We start from the raw sequence: 12,576 nt of genomic DNA, 5'->3' as shown, positions 1-12,576 counted from the left end.
AAAAGGTGCAATACAAGTTTTATCCTGTGGAGTTATTATTGACGGATGGTGCCCACGCTTCATGGGCGCGCGACCTCGGAGGGTAATCGTCTACACCTGCGGAAGATCGCGGGGAGCCGCAGGGCGCATGGCGCAGGTCGCGATGGCCTGGGTCCTCAAGAGCCCCGGTCGTCTCGGTGCCAATGGTGGGAGGCCACCAAGTCCCACCACTCGGCCGACGGGTGCCGCCCTCGCCCTCCGGCTCGCCGACGAGGCGGCTCGCCGAGCGCTGCATGCGGGACCCGGCCCGAGAGGCCGGGTCCCGCACGGTGGATCAGGTGTTGTCGGACACCCAGGTCAACCAGCCCGTCGTAGATCATTTACGGGACAACGCTTAGTGCTGACCTGGAGACCCCGAACAGCGGAGCAAGTTGTCGCCTCGTCAGGTTCGTGCGCCAGTACGCCGCAACCAGCAGTGCCCGGTCCTTCAACGGAAGGCTCCACCGTCGGCCCCTTCGGACCGTGTCCGAACCCTCCCGACGCAGAACCGTCAGCAGCTTGCCGAACTGCTGCATGTTCAGCCCCGTGAACGGGGCTATCCAGGACGGCTCCGAGGCCGTGATCACACCAGCCACGGCGAGATCATGGCATCACATCGACCGGGGACAGGTGATCACCTTCCTCTCCGTGGAAAGCGAGGCCAAAAACGACGGTTCGCTGCTGCAGCGCTCCGGTGAGGTGTGGGCGTCCCGCCGCATCCGGTCCGCGTCGATCCGGCCCTGGGCGAGTGCGGCGTAGAGCCCTCCGTGACAGCGGCGGTGTTCGCCCACCAGCGACAGCTCCACCAGCGACCTCACCGGACCGTCCCCGCACAAAACCGCATCCGCCAGCTCGAACAACGCGTCCGAACGAGCGGTGAGACAGGAGTGGAACTCGCCCCGGAAGCGTGACAGTTCCAGCAACGCCTCTCGATGGGCATCACGATGCAGCAGACTCATCCTCACGGCCTTCGCGCTGAATGTGTGTGTTCCTTGGTCGGAGCACATGTTCAGACGAAAACGGCTTCCGTGTACGGCGGTTACCGAGCTGAGTGATCAAGTACGACGCAACCGTTCGAGGAGCGGCTTCTACCGGAAGCGCAGAGATCCGGGCCCGCAGCGAGTCGACCAGTCACCGGCCGGCGACAGCCGCGCTCCACCAGCCCGCACGACGACCAGCCTGGCGCCTTCGAAAGCGATTCGATCACCAGCAGCCAGGAAGAGCGGGTTCGCCAGCTCGAAGGCATATCCGTCGTCGGTTTCGAGGTCCTCGACCAGTACCAACCGTGAGGTCGGCGTGGCTCCATCAGCTACCAGGCGCATGCCGAGATGGTCCCAGACGGCCTGGGATCCCCTCGACCCTTTTAAGCGGCTGACCACAGCCCAGTCGTTAAAGATCAAGTTAGGTGAGCTCGCCTGATGCCCGGTTGGCCAGGGGGGACGGCGCCGAGTGCCGGCATGGCCGCGAGCAGCAAAAATAGGGCGGGGTACCCGCCGAGCGGCAAGGCGAGGGCGGTGCCGGTGAAGGGTGCGAGCGCCGAGGCTGTGGTGGTGGGGGCGGCGAGGAGGCCGGACAGGCGCCCGTAGTGGGTTGTGCCCCAGCGGTCGGTGGTGGCGGTGGCCTGGAAGAGGGTGAGGTTGCCGCGGACCATCCCGGCCACGACGGCGAGCACGACCAGCAGTGGGTAGGGGCCGGGCGCGACGGCGAGCATCGCGGTGGTGGCGCCGCCGCCGAGGGTGATGAGCATGGTGGTGCGGGCGGTTGGTCCGGTGTGGCGCGCGATGGTGGCGTAGAGGGTGTGTGGCCGGATGTTTGCCCGGCGCCGCCCAGGCCGAGGGCCCAGGCTGCCTGGGCGGTGGTGAAGCTGCGGCCGATGAGCGGGGGGACCAGGGCGATGACGACGGCGGACATGGTGAACGCCGACAGGGTCAGGGCGAGGGCGAGGGTCCAGAACGGGCGGCTGCGGCCGACGTGATCCGCGTGGCCGAGGCCACTGTTGTGGGCGGTGTTGGGGGCGGGTGGCCAGGGTGCCTTGAGGGCGAGGGCGTGGGCGGGGATGGTCACGGCGGCCAGGGCGGCGGCGAGGACCAGGTAGGTCGCGCGCCAGGACTTCGCGCAGGCGCTGTTCGACGTGCTGTACATCCTGATGCCCAAGTCCGACGCGCTCGCGGAGCGCGAGGCCGATCGAAGTGAGTCCTACTTCTCGAGGGTCGACCCCGCCAGGCTCACTGCGGAGGCGGCGTGAACTGGTGGGCGAGGGTGTGCAGTTCGCGGCCGAGAAGTCTCACCCGGCTGGGGGTCTGACCCGGCGAAGCGGCTTTCGCGGGCGGCCTGGGAGGTACTGAGCGTCATCCGGGCCACGTCATCGGGAATTACTGCCGCCGGCCGAGCTGGGATCACGGTGCTGTGTCTGCTCAGTCGCGTAGGTTCGGATGTGGGCCAGGACGGCGTCAAGTCCGGTGCGCAGGGGGGTGGTGTTGCGGCGGGTCTGAGTGAGGAGGAGTCCGCCCTGGAGTGCGACGAGCAGGGCGAGGGCGAGGGCGTCGGTGTCGGTGTCGGGGCGCAGGTCGCCTCGGGTGCGCATGCGGGCCAGGCCCTCGCGGATCGGAGCCTCCCAGCGTTCGAAGCCGTCGACGAGGTCCGCTCGTGCGTGGGGGTCGTTGTCGGCCAGTTCGGCCGCGATCGATCCGATGGGGCAGCCGCCGACGCAGTTGCGCTGCTCTTGGAGGTCGACGAGCAGGTCACGCCAGCGGTAAAGGCTGTCGAAGCTGTCGAGTTCGTCGAGGACAGGTCGTTGGGCGGCCAGGATGCCGTCGGTCTGGTGGGCGATCACGGCCCGGATCAGGTCGTCCTTGTCGGCGAAGTAGTGGTACAGCTGCGACGCGCTGACACCCGCTCGACGCTGGACGTCCTCGATGCCGGTGCGGGCCACGCCGTGGGCGAACACCAGCTCGGCGGCGGCGGTGACGATGCGAGCCCGGGTTGCCAGACCCTTCGTCGTGAATTTCCGCGCTGGCCTGGGCGTGGGCTCGACGACCGCGCCGGTCCGATCCGTGCGGTCTGTCTGCCTTTCGGGTATCGGCTGGTCCATGGGTTCAGCATACTCCACTTTGGAGTTGACACTCCAAAAATGTCGGAGCATGGTTTGGAGTGCTCGCTCCACTAATTGAGAGGCTCCCATGACCACCGATCTGACCGGTTCCACCGCCCTGATCACCGGCGCCACCAGCGGCATCGGCAAAGCCACCGCCGACCGTCTGGCCGCCCTCGGGGCGCACGTCATCGTTTCCGGCCGGGACAAGGCGCGCGGCGACGGCGTCGTCGCCGGTATCCGCGCCGCCGGCGGGACCGCGGACTTCGTCGCGGCCGATCTGGGCGACGAACGCAGCGTGAGGGAACTTGCCGCCCACGCCGCCCAGGCGGGCGGCGGCCACCACGTCGACATCCTCGTCAACAGCGGCGGCGTCTTCCCCTTCGGCGCCACCGCCGACACCTCGACCGATCAGATAGACGAGGTCTTCGCCGTCAATGTCAAGGCGCCCTATCTGCTGGTGGCCGCACTGGCCCCCGCGATGGCCGAACGCGGCCACGGGGCGATCATCAACGTCACGACCATGGTGTCGGAGTTCGGCATGAACGGGATGGGCCTCTACGGCTCCAGCAAGGCCGCTCTCATGCTGTTGACCAAGTCCTGGGCTGCTGAATTCGGCCCCGCCGGGGTCCGCGTGAACGCCGTGAGCCCCGGTCCCACCCGCACCGAAGGCACCATCCCCATGGGCGACGCGCTGGACCAGCTCGCGAAGGCCGCGCCGGCCGGGCGCGTCGGGAAGCCCGAGGAGATCGCCGCCGCCATCGCCTACCTCGCCACCGAGGAGGCCAGCTTCATCCACGGCGTACTGCTGCCGGTCGACGGCGGCCGCCTCGCCGTCTGACATCTCGCCCGCGAAGCAGCAAACGCCGAAGCTCGGTCACGAGAACTGGCCGACTCCGCTCTGGCCGGACACCGACCCGGGCGGAGCGGAGTCGAGCGAGACCGCGAAGTCCACATCCGGGGTCGACGGCACCACCATCTGCGCCGCCCGCCAAGTCACCACCGACGCGGCGCACGCTCCGCACCAGGCCGTTGCCCTCGTCATCATCGATCTCACGCACTCCGACACGCCTGGCTGTCCGACCCATCCCAGGGATCAGGGCCGAAGCCGTCCGGCCGGGTGAACACGACCTAATGCGGCGTAGGTGCGAAATACCTTCCATAGGGGCTCAGGTTTTGTAGTTGACGCTCCAATTTTGAGGCGTAAAGTGGAGTGAGGCCTACAAAATGTGTGGGCCACCGGCGGCCTACTTCGACGAGAAGGCACGGACGCCGCTGCGGTCCATGACGATCGTGGACTTGAAGTTCCACGCCGGAGAGGTGTTCGTCGCCGGCGGCCGGCCGATTGCCTGCGCAGCTTGATCGGCTGGGCGAGCTTGCACGGCTGAGCCTCAGCGACAGCCGTCCGCCCGGGTGCCGACCGCTGGAGCGAGATTGGGCCAGGGACGGCCTGCTCTGTCGGAGGCAGCGGACCGCAGGAGATCGAGAAGAGCGCAGCCCGGGTAGTCACGGAAGCTCGCCCAGGCCGACCGGTAGTAGCAGTTCCAGTAGCTCACGACCCGGCGCTGGGTGCGTGCGAAGAAGAGCGGGTTCTCCACGATGAGCTGCCCGTATGCAAGGTGGCCGGGGTTGCCTGGCGCTGCGAGATCTCGGAGCTCATCGATGATGGCAATCAGGATCTCCACGACGTACTCGCCGGCCAACTGCACGACGTGCGGAAGGACCCACGGGTCCACGGAGCCGACGAATTTGGCCAAGTGGCGCTGCCTGACCCTCCCATCGCAGTGCCTTGAGTACAGGCAGTGCAGAAGCTGCCGCTGACGTGGCGAGAGCGACGCGACCACGTCAGCCGGCGGCTCGTCGTGGTAGAGACGCCCGGGGATGGACACTTCCTGGCCCTCGACGACAACCGAAAACGGGTTGACCGGTCCCCGGCGAGAAGCTGGCATCACCGCCAGCACATTTTCGACATCGCCAGCAAAATCGGCTGGAAACGCCGCGATCAGCGGATCGCTGTGGTCGGAGAGCGGCGGCACGGGCTGAGCATAGGCGGTCCTGGACAGGAGGCCGGGATCGCGTGCCCAGAGCCGATCCGGTGAAGGTACGCGGTCAGAGCGCTAGGCCGTGTCTGACAAATAGCGCCGTCCGCCCGCAGGGCGGGGCCCCGCGGCGTCTGGTGCGTGCGATCGCAAGGCGGAGGGGTGTCCTCGTAGTGGGCTACTCGGACGACCCCGACAACGCAGCGAGCGCGCGTGCCAGGCGTCGCGGGGCAGGCGGGATTTGTCAGACACGGCCTAGCGGTGTTCGGGGTTCTCGTAGTCGTGGCGGCAGCCGGCTTCCCAAGCGGTGCGCTGATTGCCGTAAGCGGGGATGCCGCCCGCGTCCTTGAGGGTGCGGGCGAGATGGAGGAGGTTCCAGGTCATGAAGGTGGTGTTGCGTTGGGTGAACTCGTTTTCCGGGCCGCCCGAACCGGGGTCGAGATATGACGGTCCCGGTCCGGCAGCGCCGATCCATCCGGCATCGGCCTGCGGGGGAATGGTGTAACCGAGGTGCTGGAGGCTGTAGAGGATGTCCATCGCGCAGTGCTTGATGCCGTCCTCGTTGCCGGTGATCAGACAACCGCCCACCCGCCCGTAATAGGCGTACTGGCCTCGGTCGTTGAGGAGGCTCGAGGCGCCGTAGAGCCGCTCGATCACCCTCTTGGTCACAGAACTGTTGTCGCCGAGCCAGATCGGCCCCGCCAGTACGAGGATGTCCGCCGCCATGACGGTGCGGTGCAAAGCGGGCCAGGCGTCCCTCTCCCACCCGTGCTCGGTCATGTCCATCCATACGCCGGTGGCGATCTCATGGTCCACTGCCCGTACGACATCGACGGATACGCCCAGCTCGCGCATGATGCGGGTGCTGCGGTCCACCAGCCCCTGGGTGTTGCTGCGCTGGGGCGACTTCTTGAGCGTGCAGTTGATGAACAGCGCGCGCAGGTCGTCGTAGCGGGCCGGGGGCCTTTCGGTGCTTCCCGCCTGGTCAGCCATGGAGTGCTCCCCGGATCCTGCCGCCGTTTCCATTCACGGCGGACCACCCAGACCATCGTGGTCGCTGGCACCGGGAGCCACGTCCCGTGGGCTGGCGCATCGCCGAGGATCACCCGGACGGTCCAAGGGGGGTCGATTGTGCTCCCTCCTGTGCTCCCGGCCGGGTGTCCGCGGACCGCCCCCGGCACCCGTGGCTGCCACCGACCGCGGCGTACGGCGCCCGCACCGGCGGGTTTCGGCTCCGGTCCGGGGCCGTGCGCACCGCTGGCGAGCCGAACCGCGCCCTGATGGACTTCTTCCAGAGCACGTACGAGGCCGCTGCCGTGCGGGCACGGTGGGACCGCCGGTCCCTGGAGCCGCCCTGCGCGACCGACGGCACGCCGCTGATCCGCGAGGGAGACACCGGGATGATCGAACAGAACTCCGATCCCATGGCCCTGGTCGAGGGCCTGGCCTGCGCCTCGCTGGTCGATGCGATGGGGCGCGTCCACGGGCACCGGGCACACATCCTGAGCCTGGTCAGTCCCACCCCCGGGCGGTCCCTGTTCGGCCCAGCCGTGACGATCGCCTACGTGCCGTACCGCAGTGACTTCACCGAGACCAACGAGCTCGGGTTCGGAGGATGGTTCTACCGCGCCGTCGGAGACGACCCGCAAGGCAAGGTGCTGGTGCTGTCGAGCGGCGGTTACCCGGACGCCTCGCACGGCGGAGGCACCAAACTGTCGCGCGTGCAGAACCACGGCCTGGCCGGAGTCCTCACCGACGGCAGGCTGCGCGATTTCGGGGAACTCGCCGCCTACGACTTCACAGTCCGCTGCGCGGGCGAGGCCACCCACTGGGGCGGCGACACGATCGCCCCCTGGGCGGCGAACGTCCCCATCGAAGTGGGCGGGGTGTGCATCGTCCCCGGCGACTATGTCTATGCCGACAGCTCCGGCGCCGTCGTCATCCCCGCTGGGAGCCTGGCCGAAGTCACCGCCGAGGCGCGCCGAATCGACGCGGACGATGAAACGTCACGATCGTCGATCCGCTCGGAGAATCCCGAACGGATGCGCACCGGCGACCAGCGCGGCACCGAGCAGTAACCCCTAGGGGCACGGGGGCCGCGGAGCCATGCCGGTCATGGCTACGTCGTGACCAGCGCGATATCCTCATGGCGCAGGGCGAATTCGTCGTTACCCGTGGCTCTCATCGGTCCGGGATTGCGTCGGGGGGACGGCCGCGGCCTGCGTGCTGCCGGCAGGCGGACGACGGGTTCGGCCGGCGACCCGGGAAGCCGGGCCAGGGCGGAGCCGGTCATGTCGCGGCTGAGCGCCCGTCAACGCGGCAAGCCGTCCCCCTACCAGCTGACCCCCAACCTGCTCGGAATCAGCTTCGGCGTCGCCGGCCTGGCCCAGGCGTGACCGTCGCCGCCTTTCTGGCCGGCTACGCCGTCCTGATGGTCCTGGTCCGTCGCCCGGCAACCCAAGAGCTCGTGGAGCCGGTGGTTGAGCCCGTCCTGGCGGCGACCGATACGCGGGTGCGTGGGCAGCCGCTCCGTCCAGCCCGAAACCCACTGTTCGGTCAGTAGTCGAGGCCGATCAGTTCCCGCACCATGCTGCTGCGGCCTGGGAACGCCGGAGCGAACACGGTGGCCGACCACATCGCCGTGCTCACCGACGCCCTCGCGCAGATCCCGGGCTCCTCAGCAGCGAAGATCCTCATCCGGGTGGACGGCGCCGGAGCCACCCACGGCCTGCTGGAACATCTCGAAGCCCTGAACACCACCCGGCGCACGGTCCGCTACACCGTTGGCTGGAAGATCACCGCTGCCGACGAGCAGGCCATCGCCCGACTGCCCGAAAGCGCCTGCGAGACCTCTTTGAAGCAGGACGGCAGCCTTCAGGAGGGCTACTTCGTTGCAGAGCTGACCGGGCTGAACACCCGCGAGGACTGGCCGGAGGGCATGCGACTGATCGTCCGCCGTGTTCGCCCGTCCCGGCGGCACCTGAAGAAGCTGACCACGTTCGAGACCAGGACCGGCTGGCGCTACTGCATCACCGCGACCAACATCCGCCATATGTGGGGCATCGCCGGCTCGGGCCACAGCCAGTTCCTGGACGTACTGCACCGCTCGCACGCCGGGGTGGAAGATCGGGTGCGCACCAACAAGGCCATGGGGCTGGACAATCTGCCGTCCGCCTCGTGGGAGGTCAACCGCGGCTGGATGCTCACCGCGAACCCCGCCGCCGATCTCGACGCCTGGGTGCGGCTGCCGGCACTGCACGACGTCGACGGCCTGGCCGACGCCGAGCCCGACACCATGCGCTTCCGCCTCCATCACCTGCCCGCCCGCCTCGCCGACCACGCCCGCCGCCACTGGCTGCGGATCGAAGCAACCTGGCCCTGGGCAGAAGCGTTCACCACCTGCTGGCAGCGCCTCACCGCCCTCCCGGCCATCACCTGACGGCGGGCACCCCCCCCGACAAGGACCAGACAGGAGAAGACCGGCAACACTCCGGGCCCGTGGAACCCGGCGCACCCGCGGCGTCACGCGACGGCCCGCCCTGCACCGGCCAAGGACATTGCGGGCGAACCGCCGGATCGATCAACGACCGACCCCCGCTGACGAATCGAGGCTAAATCCTATCTTAATTCAAGGACTTTCCTGCCACTTAACGCTTGGGATTCTTCACCAAGGCACTACACTTTCCGCTCGCTGGCGCCGCCGTTATCGGAGATGCCTTCTACGCCGCCTCCGCGGCCGCAGCCCGCTCCGCCTGCGGATCCGCTTCTCGCCCACGATCCACCAGGGACGCTATGACGGAATCCAGCTCGCCGCCGTCCATCCCGAACACGGCGAAATCGACACCGTCCACCTCGCCTTCCTCGGCCACGCCACCTTCCAGGCCCGCGACGACCACTACTGCGCCAAAGGCCGGACACACCAGGAAGTCGGAACAGTCTCGGACCGCAGCGGTCCCAATTGGAAGGAAGGGGACTTCATCCTGCTGCAAAAGGCCGTCGGCAACTACGTGCAGACCTGGTTCAACACCGCCATTCCGCCCCGTCGTCCATCCCGGGGTATCCCGTGTCCGAGGGGTCACCCTCCGTCCCGAGTCGGCAACCGGGGAACCCAAACACGCGCGGTAGTACAGAACGTAGGAGACCGGTAGGCCAGGGTCCGCTCGCCCACCGCGAAGGAGTCGAAGACCGCGCCGATCATCGCCTTGGTACCGCACTCCACCAGCGCCAGCAGCCTCACCTGCGGGAACGGTCCGGGCCGGGTTCCGTTGGAGGACCGGCCACAGGCCGCGGCATTGGCCGCACTGTCGGGCACGTCGGACAGCGTGGCGTCCAGGGAGGCCAGGCGCAGGCCGCGCCAGAACGCCCCCGGGGTGACCGCGGTCCCGCTCGCCCCGGCGACCCGGTCGAACAGCAGCCGCAGCGGGGCCTGCCTCAGCCGGGCCCGCGCGCTGGTCAGCGATCCGGACAGAGCCGGCCGCCACACCTCACGACCCGCTCGGGGGAAGCTGTCACCAACGAAGCGACGTTGAGCCGCGCCCAGCGGTGGTGACAAGACAGGAAGCGGTACGAAAAGTCGTCATGCGCGACACATCAAGCCGTCCATAATCGACATTCCGTCAACCGGGCGGGCATATCACCCACCCTGGATCCGGGGAACCGATGGGCCGGCATCTACGCGCGGCCATTTATCTGTTGACAAGCTTGGCCATGAGCATGCTTAACTGTTTGCCGTTGTTGCGATTGATTACTGGGGGGCTTGTGCGACGACCTGCTTTGGGCTTATGCACGCTGTTTTCCGTCTTCATCTTGGCACTTCTATCCGGACCCAATGCTTCCGCATTCGTTCCGGTCCCCGCGCCTCAAAAAGCGCGCACCTCACCGGCGTCGACCACGGACAGACCTACGCCCACGACATCGGCGACGCCCCCGATCGGTCCGAGCACGCTTCCCCGGCCACGCGTCGACACCGTCCGCCCGGCCGCCGCGACCGCGGACGCGACCGCGACCGTCGTCATCGACGGCCCCACAGTGACCCTGGGCACCACCGTCGCCAAGCAGCACGCCGTCTTCCAGTTCGCCGGCACGGCGGGCCAACGGGTGTTCACGACGCTGACGACGGTGGGCGCGGCGGACGACGCCGCGGCGCAACTGCTCTCCCCCACCGGCGCGGTGCTGGCAACCAGCAGCAAAGTGTGGTCCTTTCCCGGAAACGTCGCCTCCCTGGACACGGCCGCCCTGCCCGCCACCGGCCAGTACACCATCGTGATCGCACCGGAAACGGGCCTTGCCACCTACCGGGCGCAAGTGACGAGTGTCCCCGCGGACCTGGCGCTGACCGGTTCGATCGGCGGCGCCGCGGTCCAGCTCAACTTCGACAAAATGGGGCAGAACGCGGCCATCTCCTTCGCCGGCACCTCAGGCGTCAAGGTGTTCACCGTCGTCACCGTCACCCACACGTCGGCTCCCGACACCTACACGTCGTTCGACGCGAGCCTGTTGGGACCTGACGGGGCGGAACTCAGCGGTGCCTTCAACTACAGCGGCATCGGCGGTATCGGCGCCACCGAACTGCCGGACACCGGAACGTACAAGGTGGTCATCGACCCGGCCGACACGCTGACCGGAGCGGTGACGGTCCAGCTCTTCGCAGTCCCGGCCGACACGACGGTGGCCGCACCGGTCGCCAACAAGACCTATCAGGGCACGGTCAGCTACGGCCAGCACATCGGGTTCACCTTCAGCGGGACGGCCGGGCAGAAGATCCTGGCGGAGGCGTCGATCGCCAGCAGCGCCGGTACCACCGTCGACGCGTGGCTGATCTCCCCGAGCGGCAGCTACCTCGCGTACGACGACGGCGGCAATATCACCGCGACACTCACCACCAGCGGCACCTACACGTACTTCGTCGAACCGGAGGGCGCCGAGGCGGGCGTCGTCAGTGCGACGATCCACACCGTCCCTCCGGACGCGACCGCCACGGCCACGGTCGGCGGGCCCGCCGTGACGGTCACCACGACGACGCCCGGCCAGGGCGCCAACGTCACCTTCAACGCCACCGCCGGCCAGCAGGTGCTCATCACCTGTGCCACCAACCTGGTCAACACCGGCGGCAGCACCTTCACGACCTTCAACCTGTTGGGTCCGACGGGCACTCAGGTCAGCTCGACCTACTACTGCGCCCCGCCCGTTCTGTTCAGCCGTCAGACGCTGAGCGCCGCGGGCACCTACAAGCTCCAGATCATTCCGCCGGGTACCGCGACCGGCAGCGTCACGATCCAGGTCTTCAGCCCGCCCGCCGACCCCACCGCCGTGGCGACGGTCGACGGCCCCGTGGTCAGTGTGGCAACGACAGTGCCGGGACAGACGGCGACCGTGACCTTCCAGGCGACCGCGGGCCAGACGGTCTACCTCACCTGCGCCGGCTCCTCGCTCAGCCCGAGCACCGGCGGGTTCGGCTACCGGTGGACCGATCCCTCGGGCGCCACGGTCGGGTACGACAACAACCAGTGTGTTCCGGACACGTTCATCGACACCTCGACGGTGACCAGCACGGGCGTCAACACCATCAAGCTCACGCCGACAGGAGTGACCACCGGGACCGTCACGATCCAGGTCCACTCGGTAGCGGCCACCCCGACTGCCACGGCCACAGCCACAGTAGGCGGTCCGGCGGCGACCGTGACCACGACCGTGCCCGGCCAGAAGGCGACCATCACCTTCACCGCGACGGCCAACCAGCGGGTGTACATCGCCTGTCTGAAGACACTGCCCCTGACAAGCGACTCCGACCAGGTCCAGTTCAGCCTCCTGGATCCGTCCGGGCACGCGGTGGGTCCCGGCCTCGGCGATCTCGAGTGCTACCCGCCGCCCACGTCCACGAGCCACCCGGTGACCCTCTTCGACTCGGAGACACTCACGGCCGCGGGAACGTACACCGTCACCATCGACCCGCCGCTCATGGAATTCGGCAGCACCACGCTCCAGGTGTACTCGGTGCCGCCCGACGCCACGGCAACCGCAACGGTCGGCGGTCCGGCGGTCTCCGTCTCGACCACCGCGGTCGGCCAGAACGCGAACATCACGTTCAACGCGACCGCCAACCAGCGGGTCTTCATCAGCGGCACGCAGACCGAGGCCAATGCCAACGGGGGCTACACCTTCTACAACATGACGGACTGGTCCCAGGCCTTCTTCTCGTTCAGCTATCTCGACGCGCCACCGACGCTCTATCCCACCCAGGTACTCCCGACCACGGGCACCTACACCATCGCGATCGATCCGCCGGGCATCGCGACCGGGAAGTTCACCATCCAGATCTACCTGGTGCCGGCGGATGCCACCGCCACCGCCACGGTGGGCGGCGGCCCGGTCACCATGACCACCACGGTTCCCGGGCAGCAGATGAGCGCGACCTTCACCGCGACCGCC

At 68.2% G+C, this 12,576-nt stretch carries 12 protein-coding genes and 3 pseudogenes; 4 read left to right on the top strand and 11 right to left on the bottom strand.

Annotated features, from left to right (window positions below):
• Nucleotides 1-377 precede the first annotated feature (377 nt).
• From GA0115240_RS28150 to GA0115240_RS28135, 5 genes and pseudogenes are all read right to left on the bottom strand, one after another.
• Nucleotides 378-614: pseudogene (locus GA0115240_RS28150) on the bottom strand (transposase family protein); the annotation flags it as partial.
• A gap of 114 nt (nt 615-728) precedes the next feature.
• Nucleotides 729-977: pseudogene (locus GA0115240_RS28145) on the bottom strand (transposase); the annotation flags it as partial.
• Between the two features lie 129 nt (nt 978-1,106).
• Nucleotides 1,107-1,340: a hypothetical protein gene (locus tag GA0115240_RS36390; protein ID WP_141708991.1), complete on the bottom strand. Its 234-nt coding sequence runs from the start codon at nt 1,338-1,340 to the stop codon at nt 1,107-1,109.
• Nucleotides 1,341-1,414: 74 nt separating this feature from the next.
• A pseudogene (locus tag GA0115240_RS38695) lies at nt 1,415-2,127 on the bottom strand (MFS transporter); the annotation flags it as partial.
• A 253-nt stretch (nt 2,128-2,380) separates the two neighbouring features.
• Nucleotides 2,381-3,109, bottom strand: coding sequence for a TetR/AcrR family transcriptional regulator (locus tag GA0115240_RS28135; protein WP_093740957.1), 729 nt, complete (start codon nt 3,107-3,109; stop codon nt 2,381-2,383).
• Nucleotides 3,110-3,197: 88 nt separating this feature from the next.
• On the opposite strand from GA0115240_RS28135, the gene GA0115240_RS28130 reads away from it, so the two are divergent.
• A complete protein-coding gene (locus GA0115240_RS28130; protein WP_093740955.1) occupies nt 3,198-3,950 on the top strand; it encodes an SDR family NAD(P)-dependent oxidoreductase in 753 nt (250 codons plus the stop codon).
• Nucleotides 3,951-3,986: 36 nt separating this feature from the next.
• Here GA0115240_RS28130 and GA0115240_RS38690 read toward each other — a convergent pair whose 3' ends face one another.
• The 3 genes from GA0115240_RS38690 to GA0115240_RS28115 form a co-directional block, all read right to left on the bottom strand.
• Complete coding sequence (locus GA0115240_RS38690; RefSeq protein ID WP_256070038.1) at nt 3,987-4,112, bottom strand: hypothetical protein; 126 nt, start codon at nt 4,110-4,112, stop codon at nt 3,987-3,989.
• Nucleotides 4,113-4,500: 388 nt separating this feature from the next.
• Entirely contained in the window at nt 4,501-5,145 is a 645-nt protein-coding gene (locus GA0115240_RS28120; RefSeq protein ID WP_093740950.1) for a hypothetical protein, read from the bottom strand.
• 258 nt (nt 5,146-5,403) lie between these two features.
• A complete protein-coding gene (locus tag GA0115240_RS28115; protein ID WP_093740948.1) occupies nt 5,404-6,141 on the bottom strand; it encodes a flavodoxin family protein in 738 nt (245 codons plus the stop codon).
• Nucleotides 6,142-6,227: 86 nt separating this feature from the next.
• Between GA0115240_RS28115 and GA0115240_RS28110 the strand changes: the two genes are divergently transcribed.
• Nucleotides 6,228-7,226: an RraA family protein gene (locus GA0115240_RS28110; RefSeq protein ID WP_346267988.1), complete on the top strand. Its 999-nt coding sequence runs from the start codon at nt 6,228-6,230 to the stop codon at nt 7,224-7,226.
• A 509-nt stretch (nt 7,227-7,735) separates the two neighbouring features.
• A complete protein-coding gene (locus tag GA0115240_RS28105; protein WP_237555268.1) occupies nt 7,736-8,587 on the top strand; it encodes a transposase in 852 nt (283 codons plus the stop codon).
• A gap of 280 nt (nt 8,588-8,867) precedes the next feature.
• Here GA0115240_RS28105 and GA0115240_RS37310 read toward each other — a convergent pair whose 3' ends face one another.
• From GA0115240_RS37310 to GA0115240_RS37305, 3 genes are all read right to left on the bottom strand, one after another.
• The gene (locus GA0115240_RS37310) at nt 8,868-9,017 is read right to left on the bottom strand and encodes a hypothetical protein (protein ID WP_161302514.1); all 150 of its coding nucleotides are present in this window, start codon (nt 9,015-9,017) and stop codon (nt 8,868-8,870) included.
• Nucleotides 9,018-9,223: 206 nt separating this feature from the next.
• Nucleotides 9,224-9,631, bottom strand: coding sequence for a hypothetical protein (locus GA0115240_RS28100; RefSeq protein ID WP_093740946.1), 408 nt, complete (start codon nt 9,629-9,631; stop codon nt 9,224-9,226).
• Between the two features lie 376 nt (nt 9,632-10,007).
• Nucleotides 10,008-10,163 carry a hypothetical protein gene (locus tag GA0115240_RS37305; protein ID WP_161302512.1) on the bottom strand — a complete coding sequence of 52 codons (156 nt, stop codon included), beginning with the start codon at nt 10,161-10,163 and terminating at the stop codon, nt 10,008-10,010.
• 13 nt (nt 10,164-10,176) lie between these two features.
• Between GA0115240_RS37305 and GA0115240_RS28095 the strand changes: the two genes are divergently transcribed.
• Nucleotides 10,177-12,576: hypothetical protein (locus GA0115240_RS28095; RefSeq protein WP_141708990.1), on the top strand; the 2,400-nt coding region annotated here is incomplete at its 3' end.

This window comes from Streptomyces sp. DvalAA-14, assembly GCF_900091855.1.
GTDB lineage: Bacteria > Actinomycetota > Actinomycetes > Streptomycetales > Streptomycetaceae > Actinacidiphila.
Note: the sequence above shows the minus strand (reverse complement) of the source record. Positions and strands in the feature narration are given on the sequence as shown.

Excerpts from the sequence above, each read along its gene's own strand:
- GA0115240_RS36390 (WP_141708991.1), bottom strand. The coding sequence starts at position 1,340 with ATGCGCCTGGTAGCTGATGGAGCCACGCCGACCTCACGGTTGGTACTG.
- GA0115240_RS28135 (WP_093740957.1), bottom strand. The coding sequence starts at position 3,109 with ATGGACCAGCCGATACCCGAAAGGCAGACAGACCGCACGGATCGGACC.
- GA0115240_RS28130 (WP_093740955.1), top strand. The coding sequence starts at position 3,198 with ATGACCACCGATCTGACCGGTTCCACCGCCCTGATCACCGGCGCCACC.
- GA0115240_RS28115 (WP_093740948.1), bottom strand. The coding sequence starts at position 6,141 with ATGGCTGACCAGGCGGGAAGCACCGAAAGGCCCCCGGCCCGCTACGAC.
- GA0115240_RS28105 (WP_237555268.1), top strand. The coding sequence starts at position 7,736 with ATGCTGCTGCGGCCTGGGAACGCCGGAGCGAACACGGTGGCCGACCAC.
- GA0115240_RS37305 (WP_161302512.1), bottom strand. The coding sequence starts at position 10,163 with ATGACGACGGTCGCGGTCGCGTCCGCGGTCGCGGCGGCCGGGCGGACG.